This is a genomic window from Chitinophaga japonensis, assembly GCF_007830125.1.
Classification (GTDB): Bacteria; Bacteroidota; Bacteroidia; order Chitinophagales; family Chitinophagaceae; genus Chitinophaga; species Chitinophaga japonensis.
Window position 1 is genome coordinate 671112 of the sequence record NZ_VLLG01000004.1, and the last position, 19217, is coordinate 690328.

A 19217-nucleotide genomic window follows, 5' to 3' on the forward strand; every position below is an offset into this window, starting at 1 on the left:
CTCCGGTGCCCTTTACACCCCTTTGAAAAGTACAAGATTGCCCCTATGGGGTTTCCTCAATGCACCTGTAAACGATCAGAAAAGATATTTTTTCAGTTCCGCTGCGGCGTGCAGGAACAGGGACTTCGTCTGGGGAAGACCAGCCAGCGCGTTCAGCAACCCGAAATCATGGATCATGCCATTATAGCGTATAGTCGTTACAGGTACTCCGGCCTCATCCAGCTTGCGGCCATAGGCTTCTCCTTCATCACGCAGAATATCGGCATCGGCCACCTGTATCAGCGCAGGCGGCAACCCTTTCAATTGCTCTATCGTGGCATTAAGCGGGGAAGCATAGATCTGCGCCCTCTCGGCAGGATCAGTGGTATACTGGTCGTACATCCACTTCATCAGCGGAACGGTCAGGAAACGGTCCTTCCCGTAAAGCTGGTAGCTTTCCGTATCGAAGCGCGCATCCACGATCGGCCAGAACAGTATCTGCAGGCGGATCTCCGGCCCGTTTTGCTCCTTCGCCTTCAGCGTGGTCACAGCCGTCATGTTACCGCCCACACTGTTGCCTGCAATGGCCAGCTTTTTGCCGTCCACATTGATCTCCGGCCCGTTGGCCGCTACCCATTTGGTGGCGGCATAGATCTCGTTTATTGCCTGCGGGTAACGGGCTTCAGGTGAAGGGGTGTAATTCACGAACACCCCGGCGGCACCCGACAGCACCACCAGGTCGCGCACCATTCTCCTGTGCGTGGGATAGTCTCCCAGCACCCAGCCGCCGCCATGAATAAAGATAAATACCGGTAATGCCCCGGTAGCGCCCGCGGGCCTTACAATGTTCAGCTTCACCTGGTAGCCGTCCTGCTCAATGGTCTTTTCACTTTCCTCGATACCGGAGTAGTCCACTTCCACCCCGGCCTGCACATCTACCAGCACCTGGCGGGCCTGCGCCGGCGTAAGGGTTTCCAGCCCGGGGCCGCCGGGCGCATTCAGCGCTTCCAGGAATGCTTTTGTTGCAGCAGAAATAGCCGGGTCCCCGGCTACGGGCGCCGGTACCGGGGGCGTTGTTCTTGTAGTCATAAAACTTTTGTTTAGGTTTAATAAAGTAGCCCTACTTAACCAAAGCGCATGCCTACTCACAATAACATGATTAACAACAACTTACACAAAACGCCGCCGCTGCTGTGTTACGTTATATCGTAAAATTATTAAGGGCTTTAAGAAATTTACGGTTTGCTGAAAGGAGGACGGCTTTATGTTATTTCGTAGATCGGGTGTAAATATTTACGTTGTTTCGTAATTTCGGGAATGCCTAAAAACGGATCATCAGCGCGCGCCACCGGTTCAAAGGAAGTACTGGCGCAGTTACGGCAGAAGGAAAATGAGCAGGCCATCCTGCTTTGTGTGGCCGCCCGCATTGCCACCGCCCGGAACCGCAACGATCTCTGGAATATCATCAATGAAGATATACTGGGCCTCTTCAACGGCGTATACTACACGCTCTGTCTTTTGCACGAGGAGGAACAGACCCACTCCCCTTTCCTGTATAGCCGCCAACAGGCGGGCAAAAAGATCAGTCCCGTCCTGCATAAGGAACACCCGGTGAACGATGGCATCTTTGATGCCGCCCTTGCGGCTCCCGGCCCCCTCATCTTCCGTATGGCAGACCTGATGGCCCGCAAGCATAAACCCTCGTACATTCCGCACTGGCATAAAATGGGCATCCGGTCGCTGATGGTAGTAAAAATAGCAAACCGCAACGAGCACAAAGGCGTACTGTACCTGTACGGCGAAAAGGCCAGCTCCTTTCACACGGGCCAGTCGGGGTTACTGACAGGCATCGCAGACCTGCTGGGCACCGGTATGTGCAACGTACTGGCCAACGAGCAGATCGAACAGCAGATGGAAGAGATAGAAAGGTACAAACAGCAACTGGAAGAAGAGAACCACTACCTGCTGGAAGAACAAAGATCCGGCGGTGGGTTCTCCAACCTGGTAGGCGAGTCGAAGGAGATACAAAAGGTATATCGCCTGGTTTCACAGGTAGCCCCTTCCGGCGCTACCGTACTGCTGCTCGGCGAAACGGGCACAGGCAAAGAGCTGGTGGCCAGGGCCATCCACGAAGCATCGCCCCGCAGGGAGAAGCTGATGATCAAGGTCAACTGCGCTGCGATACCTGCCAGCCTGATAGAAAGCGAACTGTTCGGCCATGAGAAAGGTAGCTTCACCGGCGCGCTGGACCGGCGCATCGGCAAGTTTGAACTCGCCAACAACAGCACCATTTTCCTGGACGAGATCGGTGAGCTGCCCCAGGAGCTGCAGTCGAAATTATTACGCGCCCTGCAGGAAAAAGAGATTGAACGGGTAGGCGGGAAAACCACTATTAAAGTGAACGTGCGCATCATCGCTGCCACCAACAAGCAACTGGAGACAGAAGTAGCGGCCAACCGGTTCCGCAGCGATCTCTATTACCGGCTCAACGTGTTTCCTATCCATCTCCCACCTTTGCGCAAGCGGAAAGAGGACATACCGGCGCTGGTCTCCTATTTCATTGAACGCTTTGCCAGGCAGTCAGGAAAAAAAATAAACAATATATCCCATAAGGCGCTTGAAAAACTCATGGGTTATTCCTGGCCCGGCAACGTCCGCGAGCTGGAGCACCTCGTAGAGCGCGCCGTGCTGCTCACCAATACTACTACCATCCGGGATATCCAGCTTCCCGAAAGAAGCCACCTGCTGCATACCGCCAATATGAAGGACCTGCAGGTCCGCCCGCTGGCGGATGTAGAACGGGATTACATCCTCAAGGTGGTGAAACTATCCGGCGGCAGAATATCGGGCCCCAATGGCGCCGCCCTCAAGCTGCAGTTGCCAGCCACCACGCTGATCTCCAAAATGCAGAAACTGGGAATAAAGAAGGAACATTTTATAGACGGGCAGGAAACCGGCGTACTGTGACGTGTAACCGGAACGCCTATTGGTAACCGGAACGGATGCCCAGCTTTTTCATTTTCGAGTACAGTGTCTGTGCGGGAATATCCAGCAGCTCGGCAGCGCCGCCTTTCCCTGACACCCGGCCATTACTGGTTTTCAGCGCCTTCATAATATGCATACGCTCCATTTCCTCCAGGGTGAGGAGCGGCCCGCCCACCGTGTCCGGCTGGTTTCCCGTAGCAGGCAATGCGATCTCCGTGATCTCGTCGCCCGGCGTCAGCAATATCTGCCGCTCGATCATGTGCTCCAGCTCCCGTATGTTGCCGGGCCAGTCGTATTGCTCCAGCAGCCGGAGCGCCCCGCTGCTCATCTTCAGGCCCTTCCTGCCCAGGGAGGTTTCAAACTTCCTTAAGAAATAGTTCGCCAGTATGCCGATATCCTCTTTACGCTCGCGCAGGGGAGGCAGTTCCACCGGGAAAACGTTCAGCCGGTAATACAGGTCCAGCCGGAACCGCTGCTCTGCTACCTCCTGTTCCAGGTTCCGGTTGGTGGCGGCGATCACGCGCACATCCACACTGATGGGCCGGTCCCCGCCCAGCCTTTCAATCTCCTTTTCCTGCAGCACACGCAATAGTTTCACCTGCGCTTCCAGCGGCAGCTCGCCGATCTCGTCCAGGAACAGGGTGCCGCCATGCGCCAGCTCAAACTTCCCGATCCTCCGCTGGTTGGCCCCCGTAAAGGCGCCGCGCTCGTGGCCAAATAATTCCGACTCCAGCAATGATACCGGCAATGCTGCGCAGTTCACCGTAACAAAAGGCTTGTTTCTCCTGGCGGAAAGCCTGTGAACAGCGTGCGCAAAACGCTCCTTACCGGTGCCGCTTTCGCCCAGCAACAGCACCGAGGTGGCTGTAGGCGCCACCACCCGCACTTTCCGGATGGCGTCCTCAATGGGCGTGCTTTCGCCCACAATATCCGGGTCAATGCCGTTCGCCGCGGGCTCTTCAAATACCTCCGGCCGGATCATGCCGGTCTCCACACCGTAACGGTACCGGGCGATATCGAGCATTACGAACAGGTCGCGCTCCCGGAAAGGCTTCACCAGGAAGCCGTATGGCTGCGTAGCCCTGGCCGCTTCCAGGGTACGCTGGTTGGTATTGGCGGAAATATACAGGAAGGGTATCCTGGCATGCAGCAGCTCCCTGGCCAGTTCAATACCAGTGGTAGCGGTTTTCAGCATAATGTCCAGCAATACCCAGTCCGGTTGCTTCTGCGCGATGAGCGCCCGGGCCTGTTCTGCCGAGGCGGCGATGCCGCAAACGCTATACCCGCCTTTCGCCAGCATGATCCGCAGATCGTTGGCTACGATGAACTCATCCTCTACGATCAGTATCTTTTCCTTCCCGCTCATTTAATTATAATTTAGTGCTTCACCGCTGAACGACCGGCTTTGAAAGCGGATAGTGACGGCTACGCCGGCATTGCTGCTTTCCATTTCATAATCCGCGCCCAACTGGTCTGCCAACCCTCTCATCAGGCTCATGCCAAGCGATGCGGTCCCCTCCGGGGCTGCATGGTCGCCGAAGCCCACCCCGTTGTCAGATATAGCAAGGCTGCAATGGTAATCATCCACTCTTTTAAACCGGATCCTGATCTTCCCTTTCCTGTTTCCGGGAAATGCATATTTGATGGAATTACTCACTGCTTCGTTCAACACCAGGCCCAGGGGCACTGCCTGCACCACATCCAGGGATATTTTATCATAGTCCACCTCAAATGTGATCCTGCCGCCTGTATCAAAGCACTCCTTCATATAGCGTATCAGTTCATCGATATACCAGTTCATGTCAATTTCGCCCAGCGTTTCGGCCTGGTATAGCCTTTGGTGGATCAGCGACATGGCGTACATGCGGCGCTGGCTGTTCCGCAGGGCCATGATGGCGTCCGTATTATCCAGGTATTCGGATTGGGTGTTCAGCAGGCTGATAACTATCTGCAGGTTGTTCTTCACCCGGTGGTGGATCTCCTTGAGCAGCCACTCCTTCTCGTCTACCAGCTTCTTCAGCGCTTCATTCCGGGAATTGATCTCGCGCTGCTGCAGCTCCATCCGGGCCGTGACCTGCTGTTTCAGCCGGTACCGGTTGTACAGCATCGCCAGGAATATAAGCAGCATGCACACCCCGGCAATAAATACGTTGCGGTATACTTTTTCCTTTTGCAGAGAAGCCTCCTGGAGCTGGCTTTTCTGTGTCAGCAGCCTGATGTCCTGGTCTTTTCGCTCGGTTTCAAACTGCAGCCGCAGCAGGCCCAGTTGCCTGGCCTGGTTAGTGCTGGTCAGTGAATCGGACAACTTTTTGTACAGCAGCAGGTGCCTGATTGCGGCATTCAGGTCGCCCAGCGCCGAATCGGTCCGGTAGGCAAGGTACTCGCCCTCCGCCCTTTTCACGAGGGATAAATGCGTTTTCTCCTTTTGCTTCTCAAACGCTGCCAGGAAAGGAACCGTTTCTGCAAACGCCCCGGTGGACTGCAGGTAATAGGCAATGGCCATGCGCAAGTACTGGTTGGTGGTAGCACTGCCCCCCGGCTCCCGGTAGAGCTGCAGCAAATGCCCGTAATAGACCTTTGCTTTGCCGGGAGCATGCAGCTCTACATAATTCTTCAGGTGAGCTACCTCGATCTGCGCCCTTTCGTCCTTCCTGTCGGAATGCCCGTAGTCCGCGGCCCTTGCCAGCGAATCGAGGCTGGCCCGGTATGCGCCCTTATTGCGCAGGGCATCGGCAATATTCAGTAAAAGTGTTTTGGCGGAAGCGCTGTCGTTACCTGCCCGCGCCTGCGCCAGCCCTTTATTGAAATAATCGATAGCCTGGTCAAAATATTTTACGCTGTAATAGTTCAGCCCCACGCGGTTATAGATGGTGGCCATCAGCGGACCTTTCTCCTCCAGCTTTTCGCCGGTTTCCACTGCCAGCAGGTTGTACCGGAGCGATTCCACGAAATTGTTTTTTCCATGATAGGCCTCCGCCATAATGGAATAGACGCCGTGCAAACGCTCGTAGCCCGTTTTCCGGTAAATAGCCAGGCATTCCTGCAGCACCTGCAGCGAGCGGTCGTATTGCTGGTTCACCTGCAACAGGTCGCCGATAAACTCCTTAAGCTGAGCGGCAGTCAGTTCATTGCCTGCGCGCATATAAATGTCGGCGCCCTGCTCGTACAACTGTATTTTCCGGGAGATATCGGGCGGTTCAATGGAATAGGTGCCTCCCAGTTCCAGGATGGCCTGTGCCCGTTCTGCAGGCGTTCCGTGCGCGGTCAGCAACTGTACGGCCTCCCCGCTGGCTTGCCTCCCGCGGTCCGCATGGCCGGACTCCCGGAAGGCCTTGGCTTGCAGCAGCCGACTGAGCCCCAGGCCTCTCTGGTAATGCAATTGCCCGCTCAGCGATTCCATCCGGGCAGCGACCGCAAATGCCGCCATCATATCCGCCTCCAGCGATTCCGGCCTGTCCAGGTAAGCCTCACCCAACTGCATCAGCGCCCTTACCGCCGCCGTGTCTTCCCCTTTCTCCCGGATCAACTGGTTGATCTTTATCTGCGCGGATTGTGCAAAAAGATGGCTGGACATCGCCAACAGCAATGCCAGCGGCCATCCCCCCGCCATCCCTGTTATGATATTACGTTTCCGCTGCATCCCCGGCAGATTTAAATATAGCCGTCTCCCCCTGCAGGTAGCAGATCACGATGGCCACACCTGGTATAATGATCGCGCTCAACCCCAGCCACCTGGCCAATATGGCGCCCGTTACACAACCCGCCAGGAAGCCGCCAATAGTAATGGATTGCTTCCTGAAACTCGCCAGGGCCGGCACTTCACCGGTATTCCCCTTGCGGACCAGGCTCCCCAGGTCCAGCGAGGCCTGGGTCACATTACCGGTCATCATGGTAGTGGGCCCATGCGTTTCCTTCGCGAATAATTTTCCAAAAGCATTTTGTAATCCCATGCCGAATACTGTAGTCATGACGATCAGGTAAACAGATATTGTCTCCTCCATCCCTTCCAGGAAGGGCAGTAAAATAGCAACTACGCCACAAACCACCAAGATAATCCCTTCCGCCAGCAATATTTTATAATTACGCGGCGTCTTTTCCGCCAGCCAGCCGCCCGTCATCACCGCCACTACAAATACCGGGAAAGTGAGCAACTTTATCCAGGACTCACCGCCGTCCGCACCGGCAACGATCTGCGCGGCAAACACGATAAAGTTACCGGTAACATGCGCCGAGAAAATAGAATCGCCGGCAACGAATGTAGCGGTGTCACAAAACCCGGCCACCCAGGCCAGCAAAAAAGTAATACGGTTGATATTGTGCCGTTGTGCTATCATCGCTTCGGTTGTTTAATAAGTAATAAAAACAGGCGCCCCTTTGCATACTACTCCAGGTGCGCCCTTAACATCCACGCCATCTTTTCGTGGGTTTCCATCAGCCCGGTGATATAGTCGCTGCTGCCGGCATCATGAAAGGCCGTTACATAGTCGTTGATGTTTTCCCGCAAATGCACCAGGATGCTCTCGTGATCCGCCAGCAATTCCCTGATATGGCCGGCCGAGTTATTCTTTTCCCTCGATTGCTCCGTGAGGTGTGTGAGAGCCAGGTATTCCTTCAACGTGGCGGGGGGAAAATGCCCCAGCGCGCGGATACGTTCCGCCACCTCGTCCACGATCTCTTCCAACTGTTTGTACTGGTCCTCGAAGAACAGGTGTTTGCTGTGAAAATCCGGTCCGGTCACGCACCAGTGCGCTTTCCTGGTTTTGGTATAAAGAACAAATTCATCCGCCAGTATCTTTGCCAGCGAATGTGCTACTGCCGCCAGGTACTCCTGTTTAATGCCAATCCTTACCTGCATCATGTATTTAGTTTAAAAGATGATAGAAAATAGTGTCCAATGAAAACCGGCCCGCTCCCAGGAACAGGAGCAGGAGCAGCGCGATAGTGTACATATACGGAACATCGCGCACCTCCAGGCTGTCACGCCGGTGCACCACGAAATAGCCAACCGCCGTTACGCCGATGGTAGGGATGACGGCCAGCCGGGTGCCTGCGCCCAGTATGACCAGGAAGGGCACTACGGTATCCGCAAAGGTGGCCATCCACCCGTTCAGCTTATCCGGCAGGTGCAGCGGGTTGGGCACATGCTCCCGCTGCCCGTTCTCCACCCGGAACTTCTTCATGCCATGTACGCGGAACAGCTCAATAGCCAGCAGCACCCGGAAACCTAACAGGGCTGCATTAGCCAGGTCGCTACCGAGGTCCGAATAAAAGAGTGGTTTTATGAGTTCGATCATACCTGAATTTTTAAAAAGCGAAACAAGAACATCCCAATACGCCCCAGAAAGCGCTGTAGTTGTTGACCGGCACTGCACTGCGCCGGGCGCGGTCATGATCATGCCCATGTACATTACAACTGCCGCTGCAGCAATGGACAGCGGCCGAAATTGCGGCTGCGTCACCGCCGAAGTTACTTCGCTCCGCCGGCCGCTGCCGGCCGGGTCTTGCGGCAGCATAGTATCCCCCGTTCCGGCTTACCGGCGACCAGTCGGGCAGGATAGGGATGGGTGGCGGCGCATAACCCGCAAACTCATCTTTCGCGTATACGATCTTACCGCCTACCATGGTCAGCACCGATTCAATGGATTTGACACCATCCTCTTCCACGCTGAAATAGTCTGCATCCAGTACAGCCAGGTCTGCCAACTGACCGGCTTTGATGGCGCCCTTCTTTTGCTGTTCGTTGGAGAACCAGGCGCTGCCCCGGGTATACAGCTCCAGGGCCGTTTCCCGGCTCAGCCGCTGCTCATCCCCGTAAAGCTGCAGCCCGCCTACAGTTCTACCTGCGGACAGCCAGTAAAGGGCCACCCAGGGATTGTAGCTGCTTACACGGGTAGCGTCTGTACCCGCTCCCACCTGCACACCGGCCTGCAGCATTCGCTTTACAGGCGGCGTATGCGCCGCAGTTGCAGCACCATAGCGATCGGTGAAATATTCACCCTGGAAAGCCATGCGGCTTTGAATGGCGATCCCGCCGCCCAGGGCTTTCACCCGGTCTATATTGCGCTCGTCAATCGTTTCCGCGTGGTCAAACATCCAGGGCAGCCCGTCAAAAGGAATGTCGCGGTTCACTTTTTCAAAAACATCCAGGAAGCGGCTGATGCTTTCATTATAGGTAGCGTGCAGGCGGAAAGGCCAGCGTTGTGCTACCAGCAGGCGCACCACCCGATCCAGTTCTTCCTCCATTACATCCGGGAGCTCCGGTCGTGGCTGTACGAAATCCTCGAAGTCGGCGGCGGAGAACACCAGCATTTCACCGGCGCCGTTGTGACGGTACATATCCGAGCCCTGGTACAGCTTCACTGACTGCGTCCAGTGCCGGAAATCCTCCAGCTCCTGCTTCGGACGCTGGGTAAAGAGATTATAGGCAATCCTGACGGTCAGTTGCTCCTTTTCATGCAGCTCGTTGATAACCTCGTAATCGTCCGGGTAATTCTGGAAGCCGCCGCCGGCATCTATCACGCTGGTAATGCCGAAGCGGTTCAGTTCCGTCATGAAATGACGGGTAGAGTTCACCTGCTGTTCATAAGGCAGCTTAGGCCCCTTGGCCAGCGTGGAATACAAGATCAGGGCATTGGGACTGGCCAGTATCAGGCCGGTCGGCTCGCCCCTGGCATCCTTTTCAATGTGGCCACCAGGGGGGGCCGGCGTATCCCTGGTAAAGCCCACCGCGCGGATGGCAGCCCGGTTCAACAAAGCACGGTCATACAGGTGCATAATGAAAACGGGCGTGTCCGGCGCGATCGCATTGATCTCATCGAGCGTGGGCATGCGCTTTTCTGCAAACTGGTGCTCCGTCCATCCGCCTACCACCCGCACCCATTGTGGCGACGGCGTAACGGCCACCTGGTCCTTCAGCATGCGGAGGGCGTCCGCCAGTGAAGGCACGCCGTCCCAGCGCAGCTCCAGGTTATAATTCAACCCGCCGCGAATCAGGTGTATATGGGAATCGATCAGGCCCGGGATAGTGCGTTTGCCTTTCAGGTCAATGACCTGCGTAGTTTCCGACCGGTACTGGTTCAATACGGTCGCATCGTCCCCTACGGCAATGAATTTCCCGTCCCTGACAGCCACCGCGGTAGCCGACGGGTTTTGCGGGTCCACTGTATGGATCCTGCCGTTAAATAAGATCATATCTGCTTGTGTCATGATGCTTGTCATAATCATGGCTTGCATTATTTACGGTTATTAAAATTTGAAGGTCAGCCGGGCATTCACAAAAACGCCATTCTCCGGCGCAGCAACCAGGTCCTTTACAAAAGCGCCCACCCGGAAATACTGGATGCCGCAGTTAAGTGATGCAAACCGGTTGGGAGTATACACCAGGCTGGCCAGATAGGCCGTACCGATATACCTTTCCCGTGAAGCGGCCCCGCCGAAATTGAAGCCCCCACTTGGCCGGTATACGCCGTCCTGCAGGGAATACCGCCAGTTCATCACCACATCTGCCTGCGCCAGCAATTGTTTACCGATATGGACGTTTGCATAGGGATGGATGTCTATCAGGTTCACCGGGCCTATCTGCGGGCTGAACCCGAAATATCCCCCTTTGGGATACAGCGGGTTGAACGTTTGCAGATGCCCGTCACCCTGCTGCCGGTCCCCTGAGATGTAGTCGTTCCGGAGGTTGATGGAAGGCTGTCCCCAGGCGTGCCGGAAGTGGTAACCGAGGTCGGCGGAGGCGGTCCAGGCACGGATGCGGCCCGCGCCGAATGTGCCGAACTGGATCACGGATTCCAGGTTATAGATAAACCCGCCACCGTGCCGCCATATCCTGGCCCCCAGCGAATGACGCCGTTCCTTTTCGCGCCCCTCTTCAAACTCAGACCCGTCCCTGCGGAAACCCAGGTAATACAGGTCGATGTTGGGAAACCGGGGGATGATGATCTTCGTATAGACGCCCCAGAAGTTCAGCTCCCGGGTAGGCTTGTTGTCGAATGCTCCCGTTCTTACCGAGTCGGCCATCATCAGGAATCCGTCTATGGCAAGGTTCGGTGTAGCATACATCAATTTGGCGCCGGTAAAGGCCAGCCGGAGGTTGGGCGCCTCCTGGACAGAGATCAGCCTCCCGCTGCCATAGTTCAGCTCCTGCTTCCCCAACCGGGCGGTCAGCGTCCGGTGTGGCTTATGCAGGATCACTGCATCTACGAAAAGGTTCTGGATATTCAGCTTGTCTTCATCGATAGGGCGCGGCCCGTTCTTACGGCCGTTCTCCCAGGCGCTCCTCACCTGTACAAAGAGCCGGAAGTGCGGCCCGGCGTGGAGATCGGCGTGGAGATTGTATCGTTGCAGCAAGAAGCTGTTGTGCCCAAGGCCCAGCCGCCCCCAGTCCTCGTTACGAAAATCCACATACTCCCACCGGAGCTCACCGCCTGCGGTCACGTATACTGTCTTCCTGCTGTTCAGCGGCGTATACTTGATACCGTTATAAAAAGTCCGTGTGGAATCCCGGTATTGCTCATAATGCTCGTCAAACCGCATCAGCCCGAAGCTTTGACTGTTTGCCTGGTTACAGGCCAGGCAAACAGTCAGCATAGCAGCAATGCGCCTGCCGGTCCTGGAGAACAGCACCCGCATCCTAGTGCTGCAGCATGTTGTGCGCATAATGAATACCGATGCCATAGGCGCCTCCATACTGCTTCATCAGGTCTGTGACCGCAGCATAGGTTTCCTGCCGCGCCCAATCGCGCTGCAGCTCCAGCAGGTACTGGATGGAGGTCATGGGTATAACGCCGGCATGCACCATACGCTGTACTGCGCGCTCATGCGCCTCCGTGCTCACATCGCCGCAGGCATCGGTGATCACATACACGGTATACCCTTCCTCCAGCGCAGACAGTGCCGGTCCCACAATACAAACGCCGGTCCAGAGCCCGGCCATCACCAGTTTCTTTTTGCCTTTACCGGCAATGGCTTTATAAGCGGCTTCATCTTCCCAGGTGTTCATAGTCGTGCGATCAATATAACCGGAAGTGGCCTGCGGGTAAAAAACCTCTACCTCCGGAAATACCGGGCCTGAAAAAGTTTGTTCCGCTACAGTAGTGACAACGGTAGGAACATTGAAGATCTTTGATGCGCCTGCAATGATGGCGGTATTGGTCCTCAATTCGCTCAGGGGAATGCTTTTGGTGGCAAAGCCCATCTGGCCTTCAAAGTCAATTAGTACCAATGCATGGTTGTCGGGAGACAATAAGTTGGGTGATGGTTTCATGAATCATTAATTTGTTAGGCCGTAGAATAGTCAATAAGAATGCCACCTTGCAACATACTGATTATAATATAGTTATACTGAAGCCTCCAAATTAGCCGTTACGATATATCGTAATTTTATGAAGCCGTTCATGATTTTGCAAACAGCATACAGTAAATGCGACGCCCGGCGAAGCTGTGAGCCGGTGCTGCACAACCTCGCCGGGCGTCTTTTCAATGACCATCGGTCATGGTTCCCGTTACTGCCTTCTGTTCGCTTTATTAGCCTGATAAGTACTTCTCCTGTTTGCCTGGTTGGACTGGTGGCGGGACTGCTTCACTTGCGCGTTCTGCGTTCTCCGTTCACTACGGTTGGTCTGATTGGCGGTACGCACGCTTTGCGCTTCCTCCTTTGTAACTGCGCCGTCGGCAGTGGCAGATTGCACATTGGCTTTATTTTCCTGGTAAGTGGCGCTGCGGTTGGCCTTTACTTCCGCGTGCGCAGCCTGGGTGGCGGACAGGTTGCTTTGCCGTTTAGCCTCACGATTGGCCTTGTTGGCCTGGACAACCTGTTTGGCAGTAGTGTCTGCCTGGGCGGCAGCGGTGCCGGCTATGCCCAGGGCGGCTGCCAGGAACAGCATAAAAAAACCGGGTTGCATGATCTTTTTCATTGTACGGTATTTTTGGTACTGCAATTTGACCCGCAGCAGGCAACAAAATCCGGCGCCAACCGGTGAAGCTGTCAAAATACCCGCTGAACTGCCAGGCGCGCCCGTTCAGTAGATGAAAGGAATGAACTTCCGGGTGCGTCCTGCATAGGCATCGAAATCCGCCTTGTACTTTGAACGCAGGTGCGCATCCAGTAGGGGAATATTGAAGAAAATGAAAAGGACGGCCAGCAACGCCGGTATCAGGGCCGCATACCAGTTCCGGGTCAGTATGGCATAGCCGCTTACCCAGAGCAGGTCGCCGAAATAATTGATATGCATGGAATACCTGAACAGTCCCTCCGTGTACAACCGGCCCTTGTGCGCAGGGGCTTTTTTCCAGAAGTGCCTTTGCAGCTCGCTGCAGGTATTGATAAAAGAGCCCGCAGCAAAAATGAAGATACCCAGGTAATCGACCCCGTCAATGGGCCTATCCACCGGTAATGCCAGCAATGGAAACCCTACATAATAAACTGCAAAAGCGACCGGCACGCTGATAACCTCCGCCCAGGGCATCCTGCGTTTCAGCAGCACCAGCATCATGAAGCTCATGCGCAGGAAAACAATGATGGAAAAGATGAAGAGGATGGTTCTCCTGGCCGTGGCGCCGCTGCTGTTGGCAATGCCCAGCCAGCCGGCTATCACATCGCCACCGCGCTGGAACATGATCCAACAGGATAGCCAGATCAGCAGCAGCTCCAGGATAATAACGATTGTTTTCCGGGGAATGCTTTTGCCCTTTTGCGCGTATATATCCATAGGCGTTATCGCGCAATATTTATGCCGGAGGTCTTATCCTGGCACAATTATGCCATATCCTGCTATCTCCGCCTTTTCCGGAACCAGTGGCGCTTCCACATCCAGAACCCGCTGAGCACCACCACCGGCAGGAACACAAACCGCACGGCATTGGCGGCGGCAGGCATGGTGGACACGGGGCCATAAATAAACCCCAGGATAGGAATGCTCAGCAGGATGTGCAGCCAGCGGATGATCTTTCTTTCTGTTGATGCTTTCAGGTACATATGCATTTGCTTTTGTACAAAGCTATCAACAGGAGGAAAAGGAAACGGGCGCAATAGACTTCAGGGGGAAATGTGTAGACGAAAGGGGAAAGCATAGCCCTCACCAGGTAAGCACCACCTTGCCAAACGCCTTGCCCGATTTAAACCTGTAAAAGGCGTCCTGCACCTGCTCCATGGGAAACACACTGTCTATAACCGGGCTGATGTTATTCCTTTCAACAGCGTTGGCAAGATCGTTCAGTTCCTGCGCATGGCCTACCGAACAGGCCTGCAGCCGCACATAGTTCGTAATAAGCGGTATCAGGTCTATGCTCAGCCGGGTACCCGTCATCAGGCCGATCAGCCCCAAAAAGCCGTGCTGTTTTACTGACAGGATGCTTTGCTCAATCGTGTCCGTTCCCGCTACATCCAGCGTTACATCCACCCCAGTCCCACCGTTCAGGCGTTTTACTTCGCCGCTCCATTCCGGCAGCTCCCTGTAATTGATCACTTCGTCCGCGCCAAGGTCTCTCAGGCGCTGCGCTTTTTCCAGGCTGCCGGTAGTGGCGATCACTTTTAACCCGAACATTTTAGCGATCTGCAGAGCGAAGAGGGATACGCCGCCGCTCCCTTGCACCAGGATCGTCTGTCCGGCCCGGATATCAGCCTGTTCCACCAGGCATGCCCAGACCGTGAGCCCGCCGACCGGCAAGGGGGCTGCTGCCGCATCGCTAAGATTGCCCGGCGTACGGACCAGCGTATTTTCCGGCTGTACGGTATACTCCGCCAAAAGCCCGGGCCGTGAAAAGCCCGTTCTCCACTGATCATGATAAGGCGTATTACGCCCGGCCTCCCAGCGGCTAATGAACGGGATCATTACCCGGTCGCCTTTTTTCCAGCGGGTCACCTTACTACCCACGCTTTCGACAACGCCCACTCCTTCGGATACAGGGATGTGCGGAAGGGGAATGCCAAAGGATATCCTGTTCTCCACCACGATCAGGTCATGAAACTCCAGTGCTGCTGCACCCGGATTCATACGAAAAGTAAATGGTATCCGTCGTGTTGGCTGCTACTATTTTTGTCAGCCGCCAATGACTGGTATATATAGGCGTCGTCACCTCAGATGACTGGCTCAACTGTTTTTCGTCAAAAATATAGACATCGCCATTGTCATTGGTAATGGTAAAATTTCCACCGGAATAAACAATTTTATTGTTAGACGCCGGTATCTCCATTACGGATCCATCATGTTTAAAAATGAACTTACCGCTTTGTCCATTGAAATTATATTGGAAAATATCCGGTTCTGCATCAGCCAATCCCTTATGTATTTTAAAAAGATAGGTAGCATATGTTCCCTTTGACATTACCACTGAATGTGCATCCGGAGAGGCAATGTAGCCGGTCCCCGATTCTTCATCCGGCCTGCCGACCATTGTCCGGTATATCATTCCATTGGCATTCAGTGACCATCCCAGACCTACACAACTAGCCGTTTCATCTACCCGTATGCCCGCCGCATGATAATCCAGTGAAATGGGCAAGGTAATTTTCCCGACACTAATGTTATAAACCGGGATACTGATACCCGGTATCCCCGTACAAGGGCTCACAGGTATATTGCCAAATTTTCCCAGGCTTGCCACTTCCGGGGCAACCGTACCTACTCTTATCAGATCCGGAGGAGGCGCGCTTACCTGGGCATGAATGCTGCCTGTTGTTGCAACAGAAATCATTAAGGCTATGACAAACTTATTCATATATTGTTCACTTTTGTATACTTAATACTTCATCAGATCAGCGGCATTTGATTTACACACAGCCGCCTCACTTTTTGATAATTTGCTTTAGCTCATTGATCATCTGCTGCTGGGCTTCACTCTCCTGTTTCAACTGTATTACATACAATGTCAGCTCCTCGATCTTCTTCAGTAGCTGCTTATTCATTTCTCCCACATCGAGGCCCTCTTTTTCCACTTCCTTTGCGGAAGGAACATCCGGTAAGTGCTGATTAGATTGCACGTAAGACGCCAGTTCATGGATGGGAAGCAGCTCGTATCCCTCCGCAAACACATAATCCGGCCAGTTGCCCTGCAGCTTCACTTTTACCTTTTCCGCGATCATACTCCCCGCTACCGCCAGCTTATACCCCTTTGTGTCTGTAACACCTATCCCCATACTCCCATTTGCCTTCACCGCCACCAGGTTTTTGCCATAACTGTTTACCATCAGCACATTATTGTTCACCAGCGGGGTTCCATTTTTACTTCTGCCGTCTATTATAACCGCGCCGCCATAAAGCTCATCGCCCGGCGGTACAATATCATCCGCCTCGCCAACCAGCGATATGCCAAAGGGTCTGCCGGGCGCCTTACTACGTCCCCTTAAAGCAGGAATGAAATGCCCGGTAACGGTGGTTGAATTATCTACGCTCAGGTAAGCATCCGTATGCACGATATCGGATTGTGTAAACTTCGCCAGGGTAGCGCCCTGGGGAGCGGTAACATGCAATCTTGCAGCAGTGCCGGGAATACCTATCCCCACATTCCCTTGTATGGTCACCGGGTCGTAATTGGTAAAAGCTTCCACATCGCTGACATTGTCGTCATATACCAGCAGCAGGCTTTCTCCCTGCGCGTACCCCGTAAAGGAGAAGGAATTCAGGCTGGAAGTATTGTTTATAGAAACTGCCAGGTACCTTTCGCCATTATAAGTAAGCTTCACCAGCGATGCCGGTTCATTATACGTGATAATGCTTCCCCGGTCAGTGTTATAGGCACTGGCGGTATTTACTTCCACCGTCCACTTGCGGTTCCAGCAACAGACAGCCCCCCTGATGGCTGATATCTTTCCCATTAGGTAATGATCGGTCATTAAAGTGCCCGCATATGCCTTATGCAGCAATAAATAATTGACACCCTGTGTCTCTTCCGTCTGCCCGGATATTGCTTTGTTAGTGTGATACGTGCGGGAGCTTTGGGCATTCCCCTCAAGAACCACGATCAACTGTACCAGGCAAACCAGTGAAAGAACACTATACATCTTTTTCATCTATCAGGATTTTATTTTATTAAAATGAATAAACAGCCTCATGGCGCCTGGAGCAATGGCGCATGGCGGTCTGCTTCCCGCTCCTGCCGCACCTCCGTCCTCAATTCTTCCACTTCCTTTTTCAGGGACCGGATCATTTCCAGTTGCGCCTCCTTCTCTTTATGTTCTTCTATCAGGTATAAGGTAAGCTCCTCGATCTTCTGGAGCAGCCTTTTATTCATGTCTCCCAGGTCCAGGCCATCGCTGAGCACCTCTTTTTCCGCCGGTACATCCGGCAAATGCTGATGGGCTAGAATATAGGCTTCCAGCTCCGGCAAAGAGCGAAGCCGGTACCGGGGATCAAATACAAAATCCGCCCAGGCAGCTTGTGTTACTTTTACCTTGCGGGCGCCAATGGTGCCTTCTACCGCCAGCTTGTAGGCGCCTGGGGCCGTAGTGCCGATCCCTACATTGCCATTTTGCGCTATCACCATTTTAGGCGTGCCGGCAGTGAAAAACTTGAGCCCTCCATAGGCGCTCAGCCAGAGACTGGGCGATGCATTCCAGCTATCCATAGTCCATTGCAGGCCATAATGAGGATGAGTTTTACTGTCATAGGTAAAAGTGTCATTAAATCCCATGCCTATAGCTGAATTCATCGCCAATCCGACATTTTTATAAAAAAATGCGTTTCCGTTTACATCCTGGGAGGGCAGGTGATAATACTGGTTATTGTCAAAATCACATTTTATGGAGCCATTGACTGCGGTCGTTGCATACCCGGTGGGGGCCGTAGTGGTTTGACCAAAAGGTGTAGCATTCAGGGGACTGCTGCTGGTAAAAGCGGCAAATGTCCGGTAGTAGATATGTCCCCATTTGGCATTAGAGCGGACCCACAATGCATTGTTGTAGATATAAAAGATAGCAGCAGCGCAATTGCCCGAGATACACTGTATTTCCAATCCGTCAAACCTGTCGGTAGTGTTTTCATATTTATCCACCCTGATCCGATAGGTTCCCTGCGCACTGTAATAGTTGGCGTCTCCCTGCACGCTCACATCAATGATAGTGGCGTAACGATGGGTATTGGCATTTACCTGCAGCAATTTATAGAAGTAGAAGTCATAGGGAGACGCGCTCCCCTGCGTAATCCCAACTTGTATCCAATCACCGGTCTGCGCAAGAACAGGACTCATACCGGCAGCCAGGCTCACTGCCAGGGCCATCAGAAAAACATGTACCTTCTTCATATAAAAAAGTGCTTTAAACTATTCTCAGAAAATTTTATCATAGCAACGATTCCCCCGGAAGTGGCCGGGCAAGGACAATACATGCGCCGTTGCCCGGCAGCCATCCCAGGCTACTGGGCCGGCATCGGCGGGTCGGCAAATAATTTCCACGGCAGGGCATTGTACTTTGTTTACAGGGTCATGACAGTACACAGTTCACGGCACAAAAGGGACATTCACATATACTACTGGTAACAGGTATGACAGGAATAGCTACGGAAAGTCAGGGTTATCTCTTTATGGGCAACAACTTAACTTTCATGGTATAGCGTTGAGATAAAAGTAAAAATATTTTTCAAAAACCCGGGCAAAATTTTTCACCCTCTCACTCCCACCTCCTCAGCAACTCCTCCAATTCCTGCGGGCTCATATCCAGGTGCAGCCCTTCCATGCTCACCACGTTCTTCTCCCGTAATTGCCGGATGGTGCGGTTAAAGCTCCGTACCGTAATGGCCAGGTAATCCGCCATATTTTTCTTGGAAAAGCGCACCTTCGCTTCCGACTGCAGCTTCAGCAGCCGCAGCAAGCCGTATTCTACGGGATAAAGCTGCTGGTAGGACGCGCGTACGCAGGTTTGCTGGATACGGGTAGCCAGCTCCTCCAGCAGCAGGCCGTTCAGCTCCGCATCCGCCCGCATCAGCAGCGCAAATTCACCGGTAGGGATGGCATAAGCCGTTACAGCCGTAATGGTTTCTATATTGCAAAGGCATACCGTTTTGCGGATCACTTCCAGTTCCCCCGTGATCTCCCCCTTGCCCAGGAACTCGAAAATATAATCCTTGCCGTTATCTTCCCGGATATAGCATTTGGTAATGCCGTCGCGGATCACATATACATACCGGGACGTTTCCCCCTGCCGGATAAAACGCTCACCGGGCGGAAAAGAGGCCAGGGTAATACCGCCGGCCTGCTCCCCGGCCAGCAGGCGTTCCATATGGGACAAAAGTTGTTCGTTTGTACGCAGCATAGTTACC

18 protein-coding genes are annotated in these 19217 nt (G+C 53.9%); 1 reads left to right on the forward strand and 17 read right to left on the reverse strand.

What is annotated here, in order from left to right:
* Nucleotides 1-75 precede the first annotated feature (75 nt).
* Nucleotides 76-1068, reverse strand: coding sequence for an alpha/beta hydrolase (locus LX66_RS19845; RefSeq protein WP_145716794.1), 993 nt, complete (start codon nucleotides 1066-1068; stop codon nucleotides 76-78).
* A gap of 228 nt (nucleotides 1069-1296) precedes the next feature.
* Here LX66_RS19845 and LX66_RS19850 point away from each other — a divergent pair, with 228 nt between their 5' ends.
* A complete protein-coding gene (locus tag LX66_RS19850) occupies nucleotides 1297-2946 on the forward strand; it encodes a sigma-54-dependent Fis family transcriptional regulator (RefSeq protein WP_145716796.1) in 1650 nt (549 codons plus the stop codon).
* Nucleotides 2947-2962: 16 nt separating this feature from the next.
* On the opposite strand, the gene LX66_RS19855 is transcribed toward LX66_RS19850, so the two are convergent.
* From LX66_RS19855 to LX66_RS19930, 16 genes are all read right to left on the reverse strand, one after another.
* A complete protein-coding gene (locus tag LX66_RS19855; RefSeq protein WP_145716798.1) occupies nucleotides 2963-4330 on the reverse strand; it encodes a sigma-54-dependent transcriptional regulator in 1368 nt (455 codons plus the stop codon).
* A complete protein-coding gene (locus LX66_RS19860; protein WP_145716800.1) occupies nucleotides 4331-6604 on the reverse strand; it encodes a tetratricopeptide repeat-containing sensor histidine kinase in 2274 nt (757 codons plus the stop codon). It lies immediately after the preceding gene.
* The gene (locus LX66_RS19865; RefSeq protein WP_145716802.1) at nucleotides 6588-7298 is read right to left on the reverse strand and encodes a YoaK family protein; all 711 of its coding nucleotides are present in this window, start codon (nucleotides 7296-7298) and stop codon (nucleotides 6588-6590) included. The genes LX66_RS19860 and LX66_RS19865 overlap by 17 nt, the downstream gene beginning before the upstream one ends.
* 47 nt (nucleotides 7299-7345) lie before the next feature.
* The gene (locus tag LX66_RS19870; protein WP_244620463.1) at nucleotides 7346-7822 is read right to left on the reverse strand and encodes a Dps family protein; all 477 of its coding nucleotides are present in this window, start codon (nucleotides 7820-7822) and stop codon (nucleotides 7346-7348) included.
* Nucleotides 7823-7826: 4 nt separating this feature from the next.
* The gene (locus tag LX66_RS19875; RefSeq protein ID WP_145716804.1) at nucleotides 7827-8258 is read right to left on the reverse strand and encodes a DoxX family protein; all 432 of its coding nucleotides are present in this window, start codon (nucleotides 8256-8258) and stop codon (nucleotides 7827-7829) included.
* A gap of 10 nt (nucleotides 8259-8268) precedes the next feature.
* Nucleotides 8269-10155, reverse strand: a complete 1887-nt coding sequence (locus LX66_RS19880; protein ID WP_244620464.1) for an amidohydrolase — start codon at nucleotides 10153-10155, stop codon at nucleotides 8269-8271.
* A 54-nt stretch (nucleotides 10156-10209) separates the two neighbouring features.
* The gene (locus tag LX66_RS19885) at nucleotides 10210-11625 is read right to left on the reverse strand and encodes an alginate export family protein (RefSeq protein WP_244620465.1); all 1416 of its coding nucleotides are present in this window, start codon (nucleotides 11623-11625) and stop codon (nucleotides 10210-10212) included.
* On the reverse strand, nucleotides 11600-12232 hold the full coding sequence (locus LX66_RS19890) for an isochorismatase family protein (RefSeq protein ID WP_145716807.1): 633 nt from the start codon (nucleotides 12230-12232) through the stop codon (nucleotides 11600-11602). The genes LX66_RS19885 and LX66_RS19890 overlap by 26 nt, the downstream gene beginning before the upstream one ends.
* Nucleotides 12233-12470: 238 nt before the next feature.
* Entirely contained in the window at nucleotides 12471-12881 is a 411-nt protein-coding gene (locus tag LX66_RS19895; RefSeq protein WP_145716809.1) for a hypothetical protein, read from the reverse strand.
* A gap of 105 nt (nucleotides 12882-12986) precedes the next feature.
* A complete protein-coding gene (locus tag LX66_RS19900) occupies nucleotides 12987-13676 on the reverse strand; it encodes a DUF1295 domain-containing protein (RefSeq protein ID WP_145716811.1) in 690 nt (229 codons plus the stop codon).
* A gap of 62 nt (nucleotides 13677-13738) precedes the next feature.
* A complete protein-coding gene (locus tag LX66_RS19905) occupies nucleotides 13739-13942 on the reverse strand; it encodes a hypothetical protein (protein ID WP_244620466.1) in 204 nt (67 codons plus the stop codon).
* 100 nt (nucleotides 13943-14042) lie between these two features.
* Nucleotides 14043-14960 (reverse strand): zinc-dependent alcohol dehydrogenase family protein, encoded by a 918-nt coding sequence (locus LX66_RS19910; RefSeq protein ID WP_145716813.1) that lies wholly within the window; start codon nucleotides 14958-14960, stop codon nucleotides 14043-14045.
* Nucleotides 14926-15684 (reverse strand): hypothetical protein, encoded by a 759-nt coding sequence (locus tag LX66_RS19915; protein WP_145716815.1) that lies wholly within the window; start codon nucleotides 15682-15684, stop codon nucleotides 14926-14928. The genes LX66_RS19910 and LX66_RS19915 overlap by 35 nt, the downstream gene beginning before the upstream one ends.
* A gap of 67 nt (nucleotides 15685-15751) precedes the next feature.
* Nucleotides 15752-16975, reverse strand: coding sequence for a hypothetical protein (locus LX66_RS19920; RefSeq protein ID WP_145716817.1), 1224 nt, complete (start codon nucleotides 16973-16975; stop codon nucleotides 15752-15754).
* Between the two features lie 38 nt (nucleotides 16976-17013).
* Nucleotides 17014-18204, reverse strand: a complete 1191-nt coding sequence (locus LX66_RS19925; RefSeq protein ID WP_145716819.1) for a hypothetical protein — start codon at nucleotides 18202-18204, stop codon at nucleotides 17014-17016.
* Between the two features lie 364 nt (nucleotides 18205-18568).
* Nucleotides 18569-19177: a Crp/Fnr family transcriptional regulator gene (locus LX66_RS19930; protein ID WP_211366405.1), complete on the reverse strand. Its 609-nt coding sequence runs from the start codon at nucleotides 19175-19177 to the stop codon at nucleotides 18569-18571.
* Between the last annotated feature and the right edge of the window lie 40 nt (nucleotides 19178-19217).